Raw genomic sequence first — 20,046 nt, forward strand, 5'->3', positions numbered from 1 at the left:
ATCCTTTTTAAAATTGTTTTTTTTAACGTTTCAAAAAAAAAGTATCAACATTCATATCATTAACAAGCATTAATAGAGTGGTATTATGAAGCATTGATTTAAGTTTGTCACGAACTTCTACAAATTGATAGTGCAAAGGGCAAGGTGATTTATCATTACATTCTTTTAATCCTAAACCACAGCTGGTAAAAATCGAGTCTCCATCTAATACTTTTACAACATCACTCAATTTTACTGTATTCATTTTTGAATTCTCAATAATAAAACCACCGTAAGGACCTTTAATTGATTTTACAATGTCATTTCTTGTAAGCTGTTGTAAAACTTTGGCTGTAAATGCTTGTGGAGAATCAATTGCCATTGATATCGTGGATAAACTCACTTTTATATCTTGAGTACTCTGTTGAGCAATAAAGATTATAGCTCTTAGACCATATTCACATGATTTTGAAAACATTTATTAAAATATTATGCTACAAATTTAGCGTATATTTTTATAAAAGACAAATACATCCGCTATAAAATTTATTGAATTAAAACTAACTTCTGGCCAACTTTAAGTATACCAGTTTTACTAATAGCATTTGTTTTACAAATTGAGTTTATAGATATTCGATGTTTACTTGAAATTTTTGAAAGAGTATCTCCTTTTTTTATGACATAAATTTGTTTTGTTTTTATACTTCTTTTTATAGCATCTTCATAGGTGTTACAAATTAAAATTGGGCTTTGTTTTTTTGAATTATGTATATAAGGAGTTACCCAATTTTTAGTTACCCATATGTTTTGAGATCGTATAGTGTTTTCTTTATTAAAAGCAAATAAGTATTCAGGATTTATATAAATTCCTTTAAAACTAACTTCAAGGTGGAGGTGACTTCCTCTTGCATTTCCTGTTGTACCTCCTTTTCCTATAACTTGACCTTTAATAAGTGTATCATTAACTTTTACTAATTGTTTTGACAAATGTGAATAGGAGGTTTCTAATCCGTTGTAATGTCTAACAACAACAACTTTACCGTGCCCAGGATGATAATCAACATAACGCACTTTTCCATCAAGCATAACCTTAACATCATCTCCAGTTACTAAGTCGATATCAATTCCTTTATGGGCTCTTCTTTTTCGCCATCCATAATGAGATGTTATTACTTTTTTTCTATCAATAGGAGAAGAATATACACTATCGTTAAAAGTTATATTAAAAGGATATTTATTTATCTTATTTTTATATGGGTTATAGGTAGAAGTATTCCAATTTTCAGTCAAAAATGGATTAGGAGGAGTACTGTCTTTTGGGGTGTTTTTAAAATTTAGTATAGAATCGATATTGATTTCTAAAATTTGTTCTATTTGTCCGAAACTATTTGTAATTAAAAATAGTGATACTAAGACTGCAAATAATGATTTCATATTTTAAATTTACGTAATTGTAAGGTTCTATTTAAGGATAAATATAATCTTTTGGTTCTATCTATTTTTACAGGCTATTAAGGGTTGGAATGAGTAATTATTGAATAAAATCTTTTGGGTTTAAGCGTATCCCATTTTGCTTTACTTCATAATGTAAATGTGGTCTTAATGAACGACCAGTATTTCCTACATATCCAATAACATCTCCTTTTTTTACTTTTTGATTTTTAGTTACATTAAATCCATTTAAATGTGCATACCAAGTTTCATATCCATGACTATGTTTAATTACAATTAAATTTCCCCAAGCATTTTCTGAAGAGGCTTTATTAATAATACCATCAGCTGAAGCAACAACAGGAGTCCCTGTAGAAGCTATAATGTCAATTCCTCCATGAAAGAAAGGCTTTTTTGTTATTGGACTTTTAATAGATTTTCCAAATGAAGCTACAATACTTTTTTTTGAAATGTTTTTAACTGGAAATAGGGAAGGAAGATCTCCTGTAAGTTTTGGTATATTTATTGTTTTGATATATGAGCTATTTTCTTCCGAATGTTTGGTAAATGCTAAAATTAACATAGTAAAAATTGGAAATAGGATTACATATATAATTTTGGAAATTCTTTTAGATTTAGGTTTTGTCATCATAGTAATTCTCTTTTTTAATATTGGTTGATTAAAGTAATTATATAAATTATTTGGTTTCTGAATTTCAAGGCTTTGTAATAATAACTCCATATACTCTGAAGTTTTAATCCCTTTTTGAAGAACTTCGTTATCTGCTTGAAACTCATGTATAGATTTTAGAGATTTTCTATAAAAATAGAGTAACGGATTAAACCAAAAAAAGGAAATATATAATTCGCTTAAAATAACATCCCAAGAGTGTTTTAGTATAATATGTGATTTTTCGTGTTCTACAATTTGGTTATTATATTCTTTAAAATCTTTTTTAGGAATAAATATCCATTTGAAATATGAAAATATTTCAGGCACATCAGCAAATATTAATTTATATCCCTCTTGCTTTTTAATTATAGACCTGTTTTTTAAAAGAAATATAGATAGTATATTAATTAAAACTCTGACTAGATAAACAGTAACAATCAAGAAATAGATTCCCATTAATACTGCATTATAATCTAAAAAAGAAGACATTAATTCTTTTTGTGGACTATTAAAAACTTGTTGATCAAGAGAATTGAAAGCCACATATTCAAATAAAGGAACTTCTACAATTTTTGAAGATAAAATAGGAAATAAATTACTTAAAATAGGAGTTAAAATAGAAATAGGAAGCAATAAAATTAATATAACTCGATTTATAGTATGAAAAGTTAATCTTCTAAAAAAAAGTAAGTATACAAAATATAGCACAGAAAAAATGCTAGTTACTTGTATCAGGTATATTAATAAATTATTCATTTTTTGCTTTTAATTTTTCTATTTTATTTTCAAGCATTCCTTTCATTTTTTCTAACTCTGTAAGATTTAAATCTTCATTATTTGTAAAAAACAAAGCAAATTTACTGGCAGACCCACTAAAAAAATTACCTATTACATCTTTCATATGCTTTTTAAAATAAGTTTCTTTTGAAATTGTAGGATAATACTGTCTTATTTTACCAAAAGTTTCAAATTTTAAAAAATCTTTTTTGACCAAAACTCTAACAACTGTAGATATTGTAGTATAGGCAGGTTTAGGTTCAGGGAATTCTGCTACTATATCTTTTAAAAATGCTTTTTCAAGTTTCCAAGCATATTTCATTACCTGTTCTTCGGCTTTTGTTAATTCATTCATAGGGCAAATATATAATTATTTTTAACATGTAACTATAAATGTAGTCGTATTACTATTTTTATAGTCATAAAATTTTCTTAATAGCTTAAATTATATGGAAACTATTTCAATAGTCAATATACTTTTTTAGCTTACTTCAAGGTATAAAATATCAGTTTTAAAGCCTTGAAAATAAATAAAGCAACCGTTTTAATTAAAATAACTTCAAACTCAAGTTACTTACAGGATAACATTCCGATGTAACTTCTTTTTACCCTTCAGAATAGAAGCCAAGGTGCATGTGCTATTTATTTCTAATAAATAAATCTAAAAAGAAAATGATTTTTATTCTTTGTAAAACTTTTAGTAGTATAAAAGATAGCTAAATAGCAAATGGTTTCAAAAGCAAGGCATCGTTTAACAATGAAAGTAGATGAAAATGCAGGACAATTGGTTTGTGCTTTGCACTTGCATTTAATAGGAGGTGATAACTTAGGCACTGTGATAAAAAAATAACTTTTTATGCATTAATTATTTTAACCCGTTTAATGTTCTGTTCAAACTACGGATAGTAATACCTAAATAATTTGCAATATCATTTTTGGAGAAGATTTTATCAAAATCTGGATAATCGTATTTTAGTTTTAAAATATTTTCTTCAATAGAATAAGATTGTTGAAAAGAATGCCTTGGAGCTTTATATCCAATTTTTAAAGCCATTGATTTTATTACTAGCCTATTAAAAATAGGATCATTATCTAGCAGGTAGTTGTAGTTTTCATATGATATTTTGTAAACAATGACTTTTGATATTGCTTCGATAGAGCAATAGCTTAAATTCCCACTAAAAACCTCTAATTCTCCGAATTCCATTCCTTTACCTAAAAATTCTTGAATAAAATCTTTACCATTTTCATCAGATAAATAACACTTAGTTATCCCACTTTTAATGATATATAAAGATTGGTATCTTTTGTGTTGTTTTAATATAACTTCTTTTGAGTTGTATTTCTCCACTAAAAAAAAGTTGGGGTACTTTTCATTTAATAAGCTAATATATGTTAAAAAATTTATGTCTGTTCTAATCATTTTTGAATTGGGACAATTGTCCTTTTATAAAATTTCTAATAGCAAGTAATTTGCATTGTAAAATTATATAATAAAATAGAAAAACAAAGAAGAATGAATACATTATTGCAACAAATTGAATTTATAAAAGAAATAGATAAATTAAAATATATACAACGTAAAACAAAGTTATTTAACAGTGATAAACATGAAAATGATGCTGAGCATAGTTGGCATTTAGCCATGATGGCTATGATTTTAGTAGAACATAGTAATGAAGAAGTTAATCTTTTAAAAGTTTTAAAAATGGTATTAATACATGATATTGTAGAAATTGATTCTGGTGATATTTTTATTTTTGATACGGTTAAAAATCATAGCAATACAGAAGAAGAGTTAAAGGCAGCAAAAAGGATTTTTGGAATTTTACCAGCAATTCAAGCTAAGGAACTTATTGAATTGTGGTTGGAGTTTGAGAAAGGGGAAACAAATGAAGCAAGGTTTGCAAAAGCCATGGATAGATTTGAGCCTATTTTACAAAATGTTTCTAATAAAGGAGGAACTTGGAAAGAATTCAATGTTCCTAAAGAAAATGTTATAGATAAAACCAAGCCAGTAATTTTAGGGTCTAAAGCTATTTGGGATTACTCATTAGAGGAAATAGAAATGTCATTTGAAAAAATATAATGTTATGAATAATTTTAGTCAAAAAATATATACTAATCAATTTATATATATATGTTTTAGCTCATTGTTTTTTTCAGCAAGTTATAATATGTTAATTCCTGAGTTACCTAGTTATTTAAGTAATTTGGGAGGTTCAGAATACAAAGGTTTAATTATTGCTTTATTTACATTAACAGCAGGTTTTTCAAGACCATTTAGTGGGAAGTTAACTGATACTATTGGTAGAAAACCAGTATTAATTTTTGGAGCTTTTATTTGCATTATTTCTGGATTATTTTATCCCATATTAACAAGTGTTTGTGGTTTTTTTTTCCTACGGTTAATTCATGGGTTTTCAACAGGTTTTAGTCCTACAGCAATAGCTGCTTATGTTTCAGATATTATTCCTAACAATCGTCTGGGTGAAGCAATGGGTATTCAAGGTATGTGTTTTAGTACAGGATTAGCTTTAGGTCCAGTTTTAGGTAGTTACATAAAATTATATTCAAATTATAATATACTTTTTTATAGCTCTTCTTTAATGGCATTATTATCAGTTCTTCTAATTTTAAAAGTAAAAGAAACATTAGAAAATAAAAAACTGTTCAAATTTAAATTTCTAACAATTTCTAAATCAGATTTGATAGCAAAGGAAGCATTACCAGCTGCATATATTACCTTTGTTACTTATTTAAGCTTTGGAGTTATACTTACTTTAATCCCTGATTGGAGTGCTTATCTTGGTATTATTAATAAAGGAACTTTTTTTATAGCATTTACAGTAGCCTCCCTTTTAGTTAGGTTACTAGCTGGTAAAGTATCTGATATTTATGGTAGAAAAATTATCATTATTATTGGGTTGATAGTTTTGACTATCTCTTTATTGTTGTTAAGTAGATTAGATAGTATTAATGGATTATTATTTGGTGCTACATTATATGGAATATCAATGGGAATATTATCTCCAACAATAAATGCTTGGACTATTGATTTGAGCAATCCCTTAACTAAAGGAAAATCTATTGCAACCATGTATTTTGCATTAGAAGCAGGGATAGGTTTTGGGGCATTTCTCTCAGGATGGTATTATTCCAATGTAATAGAAAAAATACCTCAAATATTTGTTACTTGTTCTATTGTAGCTTTTTTAGGGCTAATTCATATTGTTATCAATAAGATAAAATTTTTAAAATATGTTTAAAATAAAAAATATTAATATACTAGGTTTTTTAACCAGGAACTAAATAGTAGTTTCACTTATCTTTGATACTATACTTTTAGTAAAAGAATATGAGAGAATTTAAAAATTCAGTTTTAAAAGAAAAAGAAATAAAAAATAAACCTAAGATAAGTATAGTAAAAGCTTTTAAAACCATTATTTGGCCTCGTCGAAAATTGGTTTTAATAGGTTTAGTTTTAATTGTTATTAGTCGAATAGCAAGTTTAGTATTGCCATGGCAATCTAAAATACTATTAGATGAAGTTATTCCTGATAAGGATATAACTAAGCTTTATGAAGTACTATTTTTTGTGGGAGTTGCGTTATTATTACAGGCAGTAACATCATTTTTACTCACTAGAATATTAAGTGTGCAGGCACAATACGTAATATCAGAATTACGTGCTCAAGTTCAAAAAAAGGTATTGTCCTTGCCTATAAGTTTTTTTGACAATACAAAATCAGGAAGCTTAGTGTCTCGTATTATGAGTGATGTAGAAGGCGTACGAAATTTAATTGGTACAGGGCTTGTTCAGTTGGTTGGAGGTACTATTACAGCTGTTGTTTCTGTAGTATTATTAATACGGATTAATCCTTGGATGACATTATTTGTTTTTCTTCCTGTTGCAGTATTTGGTTTTGTAGCTATGAAAGCATTCAAGTATATTAGACCTGTTTTTAGAAATAGAGGTAAAATTAATGCTGAAGTAAAAGGACGATTAACAGAAACATTAGCTGGAGTTAGGGTAATAAAGGGGTTTAATGCTGAAGAGCAAGAAAATAAAACCTTTGAAAAAGGTGTTGATCTTTTGTTTCAAAACATAAAAAAAAGCTTAACAGCTACAGCTATTATGTCAAGTTCGTCTACTTTTTTATTAGGATTAGCTTCTTTGGGCATTATGGGAATTGGTGGGTATTTTATGATTCAAGGAAGCATGACTACCGGTGAGTTTTTGTCTTTTACTTTATATTTAGGGCTAATGATAGCACCTATAATACAAATGAGTAATATAGGTAGTCAGTTTACTGAGGCTTTGGCTGGTTTAGATCGTACTGAAGAATTGATGAATATGACAGCAGAAGAAGAACTTAAAGAACGTACAATAGAATTAGATAATTTTCAAGGTAATTTAACATTTAAAAATGTTTCATTTGCATATGAAGAAGGGAAAAATGTTATCCACAATGTAAGTTTTCATGCTAAAGCTGGCTCAGTAATAGCATTAGTAGGTAGTTCTGGGTCTGGAAAATCTACAATCGCAGGTTTAAGTGCTACATTTTTAAATCCTAAATCAGGTATAATTACTGTTGATGAGCAAGATATTGCTAAAATAAAATTAAGTAGTTTCAGAAAAAATTTAGGAGTTGTATTACAAGATGAATTTTTGTTTGAAGGGAGTATTCGTGATAATATATTATTTCCTAGACCTGATGCTAGTGAAGAACAATTACAACAGGCAGTAAAAGCGGGTTATGTAAATGAATTTACAGATCGTTTTGAAAAAGGTTTGGATACCTTAATAGGGGAGCGAGGAGTGAAACTGTCAGGTGGTCAACGACAACGTATTGCTATAGCAAGAGCAATACTTGCTAATCCAAAAATTATTATTTTAGATGAAGCTACTTCCAATCTAGATACAGAAAGTGAATCGCTAATACAAAAATCTTTAGAAACACTTGTAAAAAACAGAACAACTATTGTTATTGCTCACCGTTTGAGTACTATTAAAAAAGCAGATCAAATTCTAGTTATTGAATCTGGTCAAGTTGCAGAACAAGGTACCCATGAAGAGCTTATCGCTAAAAAAGGAAGATATTTTGATTTATATACCTATCAAGCAAAAATATAAGATGCAACATATTAGTTTGTTGCATGAATTTAATTAATTATTTCATTTTTTTTAACATAAACTACAATATGTAGCAATCCTTGCTTATATTTGTAGCAAATGAAAAACATATCTAAAAACATACGTCATTTAAGACATTTAAGAGAATTAACTCAAGAGCAATTTGCAGATGAAATACAAATAACTCGATCAAGGGTTTCTTCTTATGAAGAGGGGCGTTCTGAACCGCCTATTGAGACATTAATAGTTATTTCAGACTATTTTAAATTGCCAATAGATGTTTTAGTCAAAAATGATTTAACGTATTCTAAAGAAACTTCTTTTATTGATATAGGAAAACAACGAATTTTATTTCCAATCATAGTTGATAGTAAAGAAGATAATCTAATAGAAATAATTCCTACTGAAGCTTCTGCAGGTTATTTATTAGGTTATAACGACCCTGAATATATTGAGCAATTACAACAAATTAAGCTACCTTTTTTACCTGTTGGTAAGCACAGGGCTTTTCCTATAAAAGGTGACTCAATGCATCCAATGAAAGATGGATCTTTTGTTGTGGCAAGTTTTGTAGAAAGTATTGAAGATGTAAAAGATGGAGTTTCATATATTGTAGTTACAAAAAATGATGGTATTACTTATAAGAGGGTCTATAACAAAATTGAAGAAAACAATTCTTTATTATTAGTTCCTGATAATAAAAATTACGAAACATATAATGTTCCTATTTCTGAAGTTGTTGAGCTATGGGAATTTACTTGCAGTATTAATACTCAAGAATATGATGAAAGAGATTTAAAAATAAGTAGTATTGCCACTATGCTAACTCAATTAGGGGTTGAGTTAAAATCTTTAGCCAAATTAGAATAATGAACTATGCTGTAGTAGATATAGAAACCAATGGAGGTACTAAAATTACTGAAATAAGTATTTTTATATATGACGGTGAAAAAATTATAGATGAATTTACCACACTCATAAACCCTTGTACTACAATACCTGTTTTTATTTCAACTCTTACAGGTATAGATAACTATATGGTAAGACAGGCGCCAAAGTTTGAGGAAGTGGCAAAAAAAATACACGAAATAACTGAAGGCTGCATATTTGTAGCTCATAATGTTAATTTTGATTATAGAATAATTTCTAAAGAATTTAGTTCATTAGGGTTCACTTTTAAAAGAAAAAAACTTTGCACAATTAGGCTGTCTAGAAAGCTAATTCCTAACAGAAACTCTTACAGCTTAGGTGAAATTTGTCGATCTCAAAATATTGAAATTAAAGATAGACATAGAGCTAAAGGAGATGCTGAAGCTACTGTTATATTATTGGGTAAATTATTAGAACTTGACCCTAATAAAACTGTTATTAATAGCTTTCTAAAGGCGAACTCTAAAGAAGCTACATTGCCACCATTCCTATCTAAAAAAGTTTATGAAGAATTACCTCAAGATTATGGGGTATACTATTTTTGGAATAAAAAAAAGGAAATTATATACGTAGGCAAAGCTAACAATATAAAAAAACGTGTTTTAAGCCATTTTCATGATAAAAAGAAAAAGGAAATGGATATGTGCATGAATACATGTAATGTTACGTACGAAAAAACAGGAAATGAATTGATAGCGCTATTATTAGAATCTTCTGAAATAAAAAAGCATTATCCTAAATTTAATAGAGCACAGAAAAAAAAATCACCTAACTATAGTTTATTTAGCTATACAGATAGAAGAGGTATAATTCATTTAGCATGGAACAATTCAAAAATGATACAGGGAGCTATTTATAAATTTTACTCTTTAAGCGAGGTTAGAAATTTTTTAGAAAAATTATGTGAAAATTTCGAGTTATGTCCTAAATATTGTCATTTACAAACTAATACTCAAAGTTGTTTTCACTATAAAATAAAACAATGTAGAGGAGTTTGTGTTGAACAAGAAGATATTTCAACGTATAACAAAAGAGTTTTAAAAGCCATTGAATCTTTAAAGTTTAAGAATAATGATTTTATCATCGAACTAAATGGCAGAAGTATCAATGAAAAGGCCTTTGTACTAATAGCAAATAATCAATACAAGGGTTTTGGGTATTATAAAGAAGAGCACGCTAATTTTGGAGTACAAGTATATTTTGATAATTTAGTACCTCATACTAATACTACTGAAACAAAAAAGATCCTTAATTCATACTTAAAAAAACATCCTTCAGTTCAAGTTTTGAATCATTAGATTATTCCTTTGAAGATAATTAATGGTTTTTAAATCAGAATTTTATTTGCTTTTTTACAATTTCAATTCTATAGTGTTACTAATATTTTCTCATATAAATAACTTATATGTTTATTATACTAGATGAGCACTTCATAGTTGTTCTATTTTTCTCTTAGCTAGGATCCTTAATATAAAATTAGTAAACATTTACTAATTGTTTTGTTTAATTAGTATTATATGACTATGTTTGAATGTCATTTTATAACTGTATTTTGAAAAATAGAATCAAATTAATTGCTGTTGAATTGTTTAATCAACATGGAATATCAACAGTTTCAATGAAGCAAATTGCTGATAAACTAGGGATTAGTGCAGGAAATCTTAGATATCATTATAAGGACAAGGCAGCATTGCTAGAAGTTATTTATAATGAAATGCACAATGAAACATTAAACTATATTCTTCCAAAAAATAGCTACATAACACTCTTTCATTTTGAAGAAATGATGCTGAAATTTGATAATTTACAAGAGCGGTATCTGTTTTTTTTTAGCGATGTTGTACACATACTGAAAACATACTCAAATATTTCACACATATATGAGGTTTCAAATTTAATTCGCTTTAAAGATGCTCGTAAATTAGTTGATTATTACATTGAATCTGGAAGATTGAAGCCTGAAAACAAATACATCGATTATGATAAAATTATTTACTCTATATGGATGATAAGTACCTTTTGGCAATCACAAAAGCAAGTAATAACTTCAAAAAAATACAAAGTGAATAAAGGTAACTCTATGCAAATGTTATGGAATATTCTTATGCCGTGTTTTACAGAAAAGGGGATGAATGAATATTTAGAATTAAAAAAATTTGTAAATCAAAAACAATAATTACAATATTATGAGAAAAATAGAATCATTATTAGAAGAATATGCGGTTAGTCATCAAACTGAATTTAATAGGAAAATACATTATGTATGTGTTCCTTTAATTTTCTTTAGTATTATAGGTTTACTGGCATGTATACCAATTCCTAATAGTATAACCAATATATTTTCTGCTGAATTAATTCCTTATGTTAATTTAGGTACACTAATAATTCTATTTGGTCTAATATATTATTTAAGGTTATCCTTTGTTCTCTTTTTAGGCATGTTATTCTTTTCAATACTTGTTCTTTTAGGAATTAACCTCATTGCTAAGCTAAATTTATTACCTTTATGGAGCATTATGTTAATTATTTTCGTGCTTTCTTGGATAGCTCAATTTATAGGTCATAATCACGAAGGGAAAAAACCTTCATTTTTGAAAGATGTGCAATTTTTAATGATTGGTCCAGCATGAACCATGAGTCATCTTTTTGATGTTTTTAAAATTAAATTTTAGTAGTAAAATTTTTATAATACTTATTACCTTTAAATTCAAAAAAACTCATCGTATTTTATACGAGGATAAACTAAAATTTTATCCATAAACGCTGATTTAATAGGTGTAGTATAGGTATTTAATAAAGACTATTGAGTTACACAAAAAGCCTTGACAAGTTTTTAATAGCTACTTTACAATAACATTTCCAGCATAATGCATAAAATAGCTCTCTAAGTTTTGTATGGTTACATTCATTTTCTCTAAATAAATAATATATTGACATTTATGAATACTTTGGGTAGCGGACAATACATCAGCGATTACAGATTTGTTGGTTAAAAATTCAGCATCATCAAAACTAACTATTTTTAATTGTGTTGTATTTACTCCTTCCAATAATAAAAGTTTATTCATCGTCTTAGGAGTGGTAATTAAAATGTCTACTCCTTCAAATATTTCTGATTTAAGTAAATCTATATGCTCTCTTTCATCACAAACATAAACACGTAATGAAGTGGATTTGGTAAACTTTAAAAAATTATTATAAAGTTCTAATGCTTTTTCATTATTTTCAACAAAAACAGTGGCCCTAGGTGCTGTACCTACTTCTTTGCATTTTAATTTTTGCATTGTTGTAAGAATCAATCCAGTAGTTTTACCACTATTAGTAGGAGCAGTACAAAATAAATTTTTACCACTTTTTATTACAGGAATACTTTTAATTTGAAATGGAGTAGGAGCGTCAAACTCTAATTCAGATAACTTCTGTTTTATAATAGCATCTAGTTTTTTAAAAGGCATAATTAAGTGATAATATATTTATGATAAAAACGAGTATTATGAAATACTTATAGTATTAGTAAGGTTAAACAATCGCAAATTTAAACATAAATCTAATGATAACTGCACACCTACAGATACAATGTTTGTTGAATTTTATATAAAATGGATGAAAAAATAAAAGAGATATATTATTTTTGTTTTATAAGTAGTTTTCATAAATTCTGAAATTTGTTACAAAAAAGCCTACAGTTACCTCAAGAACAATGTGTTGATACAGATTACTTCATTTACTGTTTAGAAGCGGTTTATGACGTAGAAACAGAAAATGTTACGGATACTCAAAAGAAGTTAGAAGAATTAACGATGCAATATGGGGTAGCCAGTATTTATAAAACATGTGATACTATTGAAGGGTTTGAGGCTAGCTTAAATACATTAGTCTTGGATGATCATAATTTTAAAGACTATGAAATAATATACTTTGTTATAACAGGGGAAGCAAATAGTATTTGTTTAAATAATTACTACTATAGTCTACAAGAAATTGCAGAAATATTTGAAGGAAGATTAAGTGGGAAGATTTTACATTTTTCAAATGCAAAAATTCTAGATTTAGATGAAGAAGAAGCACAATATTTTTTAGATATTACTGGTGCAAAGGGGATTTCTGGCTATGGAAATAAATTTAATGGAATTTCTAGTTCAAATCTTGATAAAGAGTTCTTTAACCTGTTTAAAGAAGATGAAAACATGTTAGATGTTGTAGAAGAATTACATCAAAGATATTACAAAGTATGTAAGTTGCTTGATTTCAGATTGTATTATTAGGGAAAGTTGGGTGCGCACAAGCTTACTAGGAGTAAATCGGCACCAAAACTTGTGTATGTGTAGGTAACTTACCAGAGGTTTCTAGTAGCGAGGAGCTTAATATAGAATTAGCTTTATATATCGTGGAGGCATCCAAGGGATATTAATCCGAAATTGAAAAAGGCTTCAATATCGATATTGCTAGTATAGATAAAGGCGGTACAGAGTAGGGTAGAATAATAGGGAAAAAAATGGCCTTAATTTGTCTGAAGAAATTACTAGGTATGGTAAAAAAATTAATACGAATCCATCTCCACAACCTGCTCCCAAATCGCAAGAAAATACAAGCAAGTCTGTGTAAGGAAAGATAGTTGCCATTAGTAGCGATAGGTTTGTCAGCTTTTCTATAAAAGATAAACGTGGGAAAATTTCGAAATACCTGTGGTTAACCTTCATTTCTTCTGATTTAGATTTATCCCTCAGCTATAAAGAATTGCAAGGAAGTCTATTGAGTTTTCCTTTACAACTCAAGAATTTTTTGATCCTAAAATAGAAGAATACAGGAGTTCTAAAATCCTAGAAAAACTGACCGTTTTATCTAATTAACTAAATGTAAGGGGAAAAGCTTTCACTTTTTTAGGAAGTAATTGCCCAGCATGTACCATAATTAGGCTTTGAAAATAGGAAAAGTAATAGCTTTCGTACTGTTAGCATAACTGCATAGAAATAGGTGCTCACCTTATTTTTATACCTCTCTTTATTTCGACTTTACATAAATCCATTTTATCTAGAAGCAAGCGATAACCAAAATCCCTAAAATTAGGATTTTGTGGGGTATGACAATCTTTTTCATACCAGAGATGTTTGAAATGCACCGAAACACAATTCAATTGTGTTTTACGATAGTTCAGCTGTATATTGGGATTTATTTCTTAAATTCTTTTCATATTTGCACAGAATATTACCAGTATAATTAACCTAAAAATCAACACTCCAAATGACACCAGCTACCATATTTTCCAATCTTAGTTTGATCGTTGTACCAATGTGGCTTTTATTAGTATTTGCTCCAAACTGGAAGTATACTAGACTATTGATGAATTTAAAATTAGTACCCATGCTTTTAGCTTTTATCTACGCTATATTTATAGTAAAAGCATTATGGACAAACGGCATGATGGATTTTGGTAATCTTGCCACTGTGATGGAGTTATTTAAAGACGAAGGAAATGTGTTAGCAGGTTGGATTCACTATCTAGCCTTTGATCTTTTTCTCGGAATTTGGATGGTAGAAAAAAATGAAAAACTGAAAATTCACCAAGCATTAATGGTGCCAATATTAATAGCTACCTTAATGTTTGGACCTATCGGTTTCCTTTGTTTTATGTTCGTAAAATTCTATCGTGAAAATGCACATATTTCTTCCGAAGAGATTTCGTAATAATTAAAATTACTTCTGTTCTAGTAACACATAATTAGTTGTTTGTTAGTAGTAAAAACCTCTAGGATTTCTATTCGTAAAACACGACATGTCATTGCAGTAAATTAGTTCATAAGCATTTTTTCGGTTTGTTCAACACGTTAATAATGTCGTTATTCGCATGCAGATAGGATATTCTTCAAATACAATAGATTATAAATACCGCTTCAGATTAATGTAAGTATAGTTATTTGTATTTGTTGCAAGAGGTTTTATCCTGCCAAGTATTTGGCAGGAGTTTACTATATAAAAAGAAAATTATATGCCACTATTAAATAAAAAAAAGCGAATTGCATTTTTAGGATTTAATGATGTTTGGTTCTCTGTTCTAGGTATTCTTATGCTTAGTGCAACCACCAGATATCTATTTAAGTCTACTACAGAAAGTAAATCTGTTTTCGTACTGCTAATTGGGTGGTTTGTCTATATCTTTTTCACATCATGTAGCTGGTTCATCATAAGAAATACTTTAATTCAATTGCGCACAAAATACCCAGATTTTAAAGATGATTTAAAACGAACGGTATATCTTTTCTTTTCTATCATTAGTATCCTCTTGCTATTCGATACTTTAGGCGGAATTTTAATAGCAAAACTCATCAGCGCATTTTTATATGAGACGACCCACAGTATTGCATTAAAACGATTGATTCCAACCATACTTATTACTATCATGATTATGGCTATTTATGAAGCTATATACTATTATGTACGGTTAAAAAAATCGATACGTATAGAGGAGCGCACCAAACAAAGTATGATCCAAGCACAATTGGATACCCTTCGTAATCAGGTACAACCCCATTTTCTATTCAATAGTTTGAATACGTTGCGCGATGTTATCGATCAGGAAGAGAAAGAAGAAGCTATGGATTTCGTAGATAATTTGTCTAATGTGTATCGGTTCATTTTGGATGCAGGTACCACCAATACGATTCCGTTGCGCGAAGAGTTAAAATTTGTCAGTGCCTATATTTACATTCAATTAGAGCGTTTTGGGGATAATCTACAAATCCATTGGGAAATTCCAGAAGCAAAAAAGTCCGCTTTAATCGTACCGATGAGTTTACAGCTTCTTATAGAAAATGCCATCAAGCATAATATTATTTCCAAAGCAAAACCTTTACTAATTTTGATTACCCTAGAAAAGGATAGTATTGTAGTTAGTAATACGATTCAGCCAAAATCTACACAAATTCCCTCTACCCATATCGGTTTAAAAAATATCGAACAGCGGTATGCTTTAATTGCCAATAAAAAACTTGAAATTAGTAAAGAAGGAGGTCAATTTATCGTGAAACTCCCCTTATTAAAATCGCATAAACCTAATGAAAATATTTCGTATAGTAATTATTGAAGATGAACCACGTGCAGCAAGACAATTGCAAAAATTAATAACTAATAGTACCTATAGTTTTGAAGTATTATCTATTTTAGATAGTGTAGAAGAGGCGGTTTCGTGGCTCGAGACCAATCTAAATCCAGACTTGATTTTTATGGATATTCAATTGGCAGATGGATTGAGTTTTGAGATTTTTCATAAAACAGAAGTTAAAGCTCCAATTATCTTTACCACCGCCTTTGATCAATATGCGATTAGAGCGTTTAAGGTGAATAGTATTGATTACTTACTGAAACCAATCCAAAAAGAAGATTTACAGCAAGCATTACAAAAATTTCAAGCAACAACATATACTGCTTCCATAAATTCAGAGGTTTTAAAAGAATTATTGCACAGTCTTCAGGCTCCTAATGTTAGAAATGGCATTCTTGTAAAGGAGGGTAGTGCTTACGTACAAGTTCCAATTGCAACGTTAGCCTATATCTATTCCGAAACTAGTATTACTTTCGGGATTACGATAGACAATAAACGATATATTATAGACGAAACCATGGATCAAGTGCAGAGTACTTTACCTTATACTGATTTTTTCAGAATCAATCGTGGGCAAATAGTACATAAGTCCGCCATCCAAAAAATAGAGCCCTATTTTAATCATCGTCTAAAGCTAGAAGTTTTACACGATAGAAACCAAGATTTTATTGTAAGCAGACAAAAGGCTTCCAATTTCAAAGAATGGTTAAATAGTTAAGTGCTTACTTTATAGAAAGGATAAGGGGGAGTAAAAAATGACGTGCGAAAACTGCTTAAGAGTCATAAAATAAACAGCTTACAATTTATTATTTTCTATATATTTTTTTAATTGATTTCTATAACTATTTCCAACAGGAATTTCATGTGAATTAATCAATACGCATTTACTATTGTATTGCGATACCTTTTTTAAAGGTATTACAAATGACTTATGAATTCTAATAAAGTCAAATCTACTTAATGTATCTTCAATTGATTTTAAAGTTTTCAATGCTAAATAATAGTTTTTTCCACAAACAATCTTAGCATAATCTTTCATCCCCTCAATATAATCAATATCATCAATCATTACTTTTACAAACTCATCACCCTCTTTGACATAAAAAGAGGGGTTTATAGATATGGTTTTAGAATTATTTACAAACGTTTTACTTGTCTTAATACGTTCAATAGTTTTAGTAAAACGTTCAAAGGACACAGGCTTTAACAGATAATCAATAACATTTAACTCAAAACTTTCTATAGCATAATCTGTATATGAGGTTACCATTACAAATTGTGTTTTGTTTGTTGCTAACTTGACCAATTCTGTACCCGAAATTTGTGGCATTGCGATGTCTGTAAATACTACATCAATTTTATTCTCATTTAAAAATTTAAGAGCTTCAACTGAATTGGAGAAAGTATGTACAATTTCAAACTCTGGAAACCTGTTTAAATAATGGGTAAGAACATCTAAAGCTAAAGGTTCGTCATCTATCAGTATTGTAGTATATTTCTTCATTATTTTAAATCAAGTTTTAATTGCGCTAAATACAAATTATCTTTACTTTCTAACAGTAACTTAAAAGCTTTTGGATATGATATTTGGAGTCTTCTTTTTAGGTTTTCTAATCCTTTTCCTTCTCTTTCTTTTTCATTAAAGTGCTGTTTATTTTGAATACTATTTTTAACTTTAAAAAGCAAAGTATCATTACTTACTTGAATGTGAATATTCACAAATGCATTTGAATCATTGGTGTAAAAACCGTGTTTAAAAGCATTTTCTACCAAGGTAATCAATAATAATGGGGCAATGATATAGTCTTCAAGGTTTCCTTCCTTGTGCAAAGCAATACTAGTATCTTCTCCAAAACGTATTTTTTCGATCGCAATATACTCTTCAATAAATTTAATTTCTCTAGACAGTTTTACCTTTGTATGCATGGAGTTGTCCGTTAAATATCGCATCATGCCAGAAAGTTTTAATATGGTATCGGGTGTTTTATCGCTATTTTTAAGAGCTAAGCTATATAACGAATTGAAAGCATTGAATAAAAAATGTGGATGTAATTGGTTTTTTAATAGTTGTTCTTTTGTATTCTTTAATTCAATCTCTAATTGCTTATAACTGCTGAAAAAATTAAAATTATCTAGAATATAGATTAAGCAATAGAGTATAAATGTTTTTCCTAAAAATTCAGAAAAAATACGGAAATTAAAGAACTCCTTATGAATCTTCTCAAAATTAGGTGCGGAATGAAAGAATGGACTATGATATATTCGATACGATTTAAGAGACACTAATGCCACAATAACAATTATGCATATAAGAATGAAACTAACTTTATACCATAAGTTTTTTTGTGTTAAAATTCGATAGTACAATAGATAACCAATAACACTAAATATAAAGTATTCTACACTATCAGATGTTAAAAAGAAGAGCCAATCATTTGGTAACAATTCCAATGCACGTGCTACCATTTGAATAATCACAATACTTATAAATACTACATTAAATACAATCTTTGATAAACGTATTTGTTTACCTGATAGTTGAATCATAAACTATTTCTTTAGATAGTTGTAAATATATTAAAACATATTTCAGATAGGTCGTTTAGAAGCCCATGATTATCTATAATGAAACTATAGATGTCGATTTCATTTTTATAAAGGGTGAAACAAAAATACCTTTAACTTAAATAATCTAGAAATATAAAAAATGAAAGCAAGAATTCTTCTATTACTAATTACTTTAAGTTCCATAGCTAGTTTCGGGCAGAAGCTTACGTTAGAAAAGGCATCTCCATTCACAGCTGTAAAATGGGAGCAAGACGACCCGATTGTCCAATTTAATGAACAATGGTATTCTTTTGAAAAATTAGATCATTTGAACAAGAAAGAGATATTAGATTTTTGTAAAAATGAGTATGGACACAAATGGAAAAAGCGTTTTTCTGAAGACCTTGTAGAGGTACTAAATGGTCTTCAATATATTCCTAATGTAGAAGTGGATTTAGTACTTTCTAAAGAAGGAAAATCAAAAACGTACAAGGGAAAATTCACTTTATCAAATAGAGATAGTTGTTTGTTATATAATAAATCAAATAAAAAGAAAAAAAGAATTGTAAAAAATATTAGCAAAGCGCAAGCGATACAAGATCTCAAACAGTTTAAAGAAGTCTTAGATTCTACATCATCCTATGCACAAATAGGTAACTATAATTATAGTGAATCACTAAAGAAATTAGCGTACGCTATTAAAAATGGACATACCGATGTTTCTGTAAATTGGTTGGCTAATGAAATGGCTAAAATCATGTCCGAAATAGGAGATAGGCATTCCTCAATTAAAAACAAATCTATTAGTAAACAAACTATTAAAGCTATGGATCTAAGATTACCTTTTGGTGTTACCGTTTTAGATAATCAGTTAATAGCTGTAAAGAAAACTTCAGAAAAAAGAGGTTATAATTATTATTTAGCCAAATATCCATACATAAAAAGCATAAATGGTATTACTATTGAAACGTTACTTGAAATTTATAATTATAGTGACAAAAAAGCACCAAAAGAAGCTAGGTTAAAACGTGGCGCTTATTGGTTAGAACGATTCGGTCATCTCTTATACAAAAATAACAAGTCCGTATCTAAAAAAATGGAGGTTGTATTTACAGATGGGGAATTAGAAAAAAAACTAATTGTAGACCTCACCAAAGAAAAGATGGGATATCATTCAAACCTAGAAAAAGAAGTTTATAAATGGATTATTCCCTCGGAGAGAGAGGATATTATAAAGGATCATAATTTCAATCAACTAAAAAGAAAAATAAATAATACTATAGGTTATATAAAAATTCCGATGATGTTTCACCCTCAAGAAGTTGAAGGATTAGAGCATTTTATTAAAAACACACTAAATAATTTTTCAGATACCAAATCATTAATTATAGACCTACGATATAATCCAGGAGGAGGTAGAGAGTAACCTTAAAATTTTTGCAAATTATATAGTACAGCCAAACCAATCACCTT

21 protein-coding genes are annotated in these 20,046 nt (G+C 28.6%); 13 read left to right on the forward strand and 8 right to left on the reverse strand.

What is annotated here, in order from left to right; translation table 11 throughout:
* Positions 1–22 precede the first annotated feature (22 nt).
* The 4 genes from ACMFBB_RS00845 to ACMFBB_RS00860 form a co-directional block, all read right to left on the reverse strand.
* Positions 23–457, reverse strand: a complete 435-nt coding sequence (locus ACMFBB_RS00845; protein ID WP_435262584.1) for an RrF2 family transcriptional regulator — start codon at positions 455–457, stop codon at positions 23–25.
* A gap of 68 nt (positions 458–525) precedes the next feature.
* Positions 526–1,413 (reverse strand): peptidoglycan DD-metalloendopeptidase family protein, encoded by an 888-nt coding sequence (locus ACMFBB_RS00850; protein ID WP_435262585.1) that lies wholly within the window; start codon positions 1,411–1,413, stop codon positions 526–528.
* A gap of 97 nt (positions 1,414–1,510) precedes the next feature.
* Positions 1,511–2,839, reverse strand: a complete 1,329-nt coding sequence (locus ACMFBB_RS00855; protein WP_435262586.1) for a M23/M56 family metallopeptidase — start codon at positions 2,837–2,839, stop codon at positions 1,511–1,513.
* Positions 2,832–3,215: a BlaI/MecI/CopY family transcriptional regulator gene (locus ACMFBB_RS00860; protein ID WP_435262587.1), complete on the reverse strand. Its 384-nt coding sequence runs from the start codon at positions 3,213–3,215 to the stop codon at positions 2,832–2,834. The genes ACMFBB_RS00855 and ACMFBB_RS00860 overlap by 8 nt, the downstream gene beginning before the upstream one ends.
* A gap of 372 nt (positions 3,216–3,587) precedes the next feature.
* Here ACMFBB_RS00860 and ACMFBB_RS00865 point away from each other — a divergent pair, with 372 nt between their 5' ends.
* The gene (locus ACMFBB_RS00865) at positions 3,588–3,710 is read left to right on the forward strand and encodes a hypothetical protein (RefSeq protein ID WP_435262588.1); all 123 of its coding nucleotides are present in this window, start codon (positions 3,588–3,590) and stop codon (positions 3,708–3,710) included.
* Between the two features lie 15 nt (positions 3,711–3,725).
* Here ACMFBB_RS00865 and ACMFBB_RS00870 read toward each other — a convergent pair whose 3' ends face one another.
* Positions 3,726–4,283: a Crp/Fnr family transcriptional regulator gene (locus tag ACMFBB_RS00870; RefSeq protein WP_435262589.1), complete on the reverse strand. Its 558-nt coding sequence runs from the start codon at positions 4,281–4,283 to the stop codon at positions 3,726–3,728.
* A gap of 93 nt (positions 4,284–4,376) precedes the next feature.
* Here ACMFBB_RS00870 and ACMFBB_RS00875 point away from each other — a divergent pair, with 93 nt between their 5' ends.
* The 7 genes from ACMFBB_RS00875 to ACMFBB_RS00905 all read left to right on the forward strand — a co-directional run bounded on the left by ACMFBB_RS00875 (position 4,377) and on the right by ACMFBB_RS00905 (position 11,557).
* Positions 4,377–4,949: an HD domain-containing protein gene (locus tag ACMFBB_RS00875; RefSeq protein WP_435262590.1), complete on the forward strand. Its 573-nt coding sequence runs from the start codon at positions 4,377–4,379 to the stop codon at positions 4,947–4,949.
* Between the two features lie 4 nt (positions 4,950–4,953).
* Positions 4,954–6,129, forward strand: a complete 1,176-nt coding sequence (locus ACMFBB_RS00880) for an MFS transporter (protein WP_435262591.1) — start codon at positions 4,954–4,956, stop codon at positions 6,127–6,129.
* Between the two features lie 89 nt (positions 6,130–6,218).
* Entirely contained in the window at positions 6,219–7,997 is a 1,779-nt protein-coding gene (locus tag ACMFBB_RS00885; RefSeq protein WP_435262592.1) for an ABC transporter ATP-binding protein, read from the forward strand.
* Positions 7,998–8,096: 99 nt separating this feature from the next.
* The gene (locus ACMFBB_RS00890) at positions 8,097–8,867 is read left to right on the forward strand and encodes an XRE family transcriptional regulator (RefSeq protein WP_435262593.1); all 771 of its coding nucleotides are present in this window, start codon (positions 8,097–8,099) and stop codon (positions 8,865–8,867) included.
* Complete coding sequence (locus tag ACMFBB_RS00895) at positions 8,867–10,225, forward strand: exonuclease domain-containing protein (RefSeq protein WP_435262594.1); 1,359 nt, start codon at positions 8,867–8,869, stop codon at positions 10,223–10,225. Before ACMFBB_RS00890 ends, ACMFBB_RS00895 begins: the two co-directional genes overlap by 1 nt.
* A gap of 254 nt (positions 10,226–10,479) precedes the next feature.
* Positions 10,480–11,103: a TetR/AcrR family transcriptional regulator gene (locus ACMFBB_RS00900; protein ID WP_435262595.1), complete on the forward strand. Its 624-nt coding sequence runs from the start codon at positions 10,480–10,482 to the stop codon at positions 11,101–11,103.
* A 10-nt stretch (positions 11,104–11,113) separates the two neighbouring features.
* The gene (locus ACMFBB_RS00905) at positions 11,114–11,557 is read left to right on the forward strand and encodes a DUF962 domain-containing protein (RefSeq protein WP_435262596.1); all 444 of its coding nucleotides are present in this window, start codon (positions 11,114–11,116) and stop codon (positions 11,555–11,557) included.
* Positions 11,558–11,767: 210 nt separating this feature from the next.
* Here ACMFBB_RS00905 and ACMFBB_RS00910 read toward each other — a convergent pair whose 3' ends face one another.
* The gene (locus tag ACMFBB_RS00910) at positions 11,768–12,382 is read right to left on the reverse strand and encodes a DEAD/DEAH box helicase (RefSeq protein ID WP_435262597.1); all 615 of its coding nucleotides are present in this window, start codon (positions 12,380–12,382) and stop codon (positions 11,768–11,770) included.
* Positions 12,383–12,592: 210 nt separating this feature from the next.
* Between ACMFBB_RS00910 and ACMFBB_RS00915 the strand changes: the two genes are divergently transcribed.
* From ACMFBB_RS00915 to ACMFBB_RS00930, 4 genes are all read left to right on the forward strand, one after another.
* The gene (locus ACMFBB_RS00915; protein ID WP_435262598.1) at positions 12,593–13,192 is read left to right on the forward strand and encodes a DUF6642 family protein; all 600 of its coding nucleotides are present in this window, start codon (positions 12,593–12,595) and stop codon (positions 13,190–13,192) included.
* A gap of 976 nt (positions 13,193–14,168) precedes the next feature.
* Positions 14,169–14,612 carry an ABA4-like family protein gene (locus tag ACMFBB_RS00920; RefSeq protein WP_435262599.1) on the forward strand — a complete coding sequence of 148 codons (444 nt, stop codon included), beginning with the start codon at positions 14,169–14,171 and terminating at the stop codon, positions 14,610–14,612.
* A 301-nt stretch (positions 14,613–14,913) separates the two neighbouring features.
* Entirely contained in the window at positions 14,914–16,008 is a 1,095-nt protein-coding gene (locus ACMFBB_RS00925; RefSeq protein ID WP_435262600.1) for a sensor histidine kinase, read from the forward strand.
* Positions 15,980–16,744: a LytR/AlgR family response regulator transcription factor gene (locus ACMFBB_RS00930; protein WP_435262601.1), complete on the forward strand. Its 765-nt coding sequence runs from the start codon at positions 15,980–15,982 to the stop codon at positions 16,742–16,744. Before ACMFBB_RS00925 ends, ACMFBB_RS00930 begins: the two co-directional genes overlap by 29 nt.
* Positions 16,745–16,822: 78 nt before the next feature.
* Here ACMFBB_RS00930 and ACMFBB_RS00935 read toward each other — a convergent pair whose 3' ends face one another.
* Entirely contained in the window at positions 16,823–17,530 is a 708-nt protein-coding gene (locus ACMFBB_RS00935; protein WP_435262602.1) for a LytR/AlgR family response regulator transcription factor, read from the reverse strand.
* Positions 17,530–18,573, reverse strand: a complete 1,044-nt coding sequence (locus tag ACMFBB_RS00940) for a sensor histidine kinase (RefSeq protein ID WP_435262603.1) — start codon at positions 18,571–18,573, stop codon at positions 17,530–17,532. Before ACMFBB_RS00940 ends, ACMFBB_RS00935 begins: the two co-directional genes overlap by 1 nt.
* 160 nt (positions 18,574–18,733) lie before the next feature.
* On the opposite strand from ACMFBB_RS00940, the gene ACMFBB_RS00945 reads away from it, so the two are divergent.
* The gene (locus tag ACMFBB_RS00945; RefSeq protein ID WP_435262604.1) at positions 18,734–19,999 is read left to right on the forward strand and encodes a S41 family peptidase; all 1,266 of its coding nucleotides are present in this window, start codon (positions 18,734–18,736) and stop codon (positions 19,997–19,999) included.
* Positions 20,000–20,046: the final 47 nt, after the last annotated feature.

The organism is Tenacibaculum sp. nBUS_03 (assembly GCF_051201695.1).
GTDB lineage: Bacteria > Bacteroidota > Bacteroidia > Flavobacteriales > Flavobacteriaceae > Polaribacter.

What these genes read in the sequence shown, in the direction of transcription:
- ACMFBB_RS00845 (WP_435262584.1), bottom strand. Translation starts at nt 457, where the DNA reads ATGTTTTCAAAATCATGTGAATATGGTCTAAGAGCTATAATCTTTATT.
- ACMFBB_RS00850 (WP_435262585.1), bottom strand. Translation starts at nt 1,413, where the DNA reads ATGAAATCATTATTTGCAGTCTTAGTATCACTATTTTTAATTACAAAT.
- ACMFBB_RS00855 (WP_435262586.1), bottom strand. Translation starts at nt 2,839, where the DNA reads ATGAATAATTTATTAATATACCTGATACAAGTAACTAGCATTTTTTCT.
- ACMFBB_RS00860 (WP_435262587.1), bottom strand. Translation starts at nt 3,215, where the DNA reads ATGAATGAATTAACAAAAGCCGAAGAACAGGTAATGAAATATGCTTGG.
- ACMFBB_RS00865 (WP_435262588.1), top strand. Translation starts at nt 3,588, where the DNA reads ATGGTTTCAAAAGCAAGGCATCGTTTAACAATGAAAGTAGATGAAAAT.
- ACMFBB_RS00870 (WP_435262589.1), bottom strand. Translation starts at nt 4,283, where the DNA reads ATGATTAGAACAGACATAAATTTTTTAACATATATTAGCTTATTAAAT.
- ACMFBB_RS00875 (WP_435262590.1), top strand. Translation starts at nt 4,377, where the DNA reads ATGAATACATTATTGCAACAAATTGAATTTATAAAAGAAATAGATAAA.
- ACMFBB_RS00880 (WP_435262591.1), top strand. Translation starts at nt 4,954, where the DNA reads ATGAATAATTTTAGTCAAAAAATATATACTAATCAATTTATATATATA.
- ACMFBB_RS00885 (WP_435262592.1), top strand. Translation starts at nt 6,219, where the DNA reads ATGAGAGAATTTAAAAATTCAGTTTTAAAAGAAAAAGAAATAAAAAAT.
- ACMFBB_RS00890 (WP_435262593.1), top strand. Translation starts at nt 8,097, where the DNA reads ATGAAAAACATATCTAAAAACATACGTCATTTAAGACATTTAAGAGAA.
- ACMFBB_RS00895 (WP_435262594.1), top strand. Translation starts at nt 8,867, where the DNA reads ATGAACTATGCTGTAGTAGATATAGAAACCAATGGAGGTACTAAAATT.
- ACMFBB_RS00905 (WP_435262596.1), top strand. Translation starts at nt 11,114, where the DNA reads ATGAGAAAAATAGAATCATTATTAGAAGAATATGCGGTTAGTCATCAA.
- ACMFBB_RS00910 (WP_435262597.1), bottom strand. Translation starts at nt 12,382, where the DNA reads ATGCCTTTTAAAAAACTAGATGCTATTATAAAACAGAAGTTATCTGAA.
- ACMFBB_RS00920 (WP_435262599.1), top strand. Translation starts at nt 14,169, where the DNA reads ATGACACCAGCTACCATATTTTCCAATCTTAGTTTGATCGTTGTACCA.
- ACMFBB_RS00925 (WP_435262600.1), top strand. Translation starts at nt 14,914, where the DNA reads ATGCCACTATTAAATAAAAAAAAGCGAATTGCATTTTTAGGATTTAAT.
- ACMFBB_RS00930 (WP_435262601.1), top strand. Translation starts at nt 15,980, where the DNA reads ATGAAAATATTTCGTATAGTAATTATTGAAGATGAACCACGTGCAGCA.
- ACMFBB_RS00935 (WP_435262602.1), bottom strand. Translation starts at nt 17,530, where the DNA reads ATGAAGAAATATACTACAATACTGATAGATGACGAACCTTTAGCTTTA.
- ACMFBB_RS00940 (WP_435262603.1), bottom strand. Translation starts at nt 18,573, where the DNA reads ATGATTCAACTATCAGGTAAACAAATACGTTTATCAAAGATTGTATTT.
- ACMFBB_RS00945 (WP_435262604.1), top strand. Translation starts at nt 18,734, where the DNA reads ATGAAAGCAAGAATTCTTCTATTACTAATTACTTTAAGTTCCATAGCT.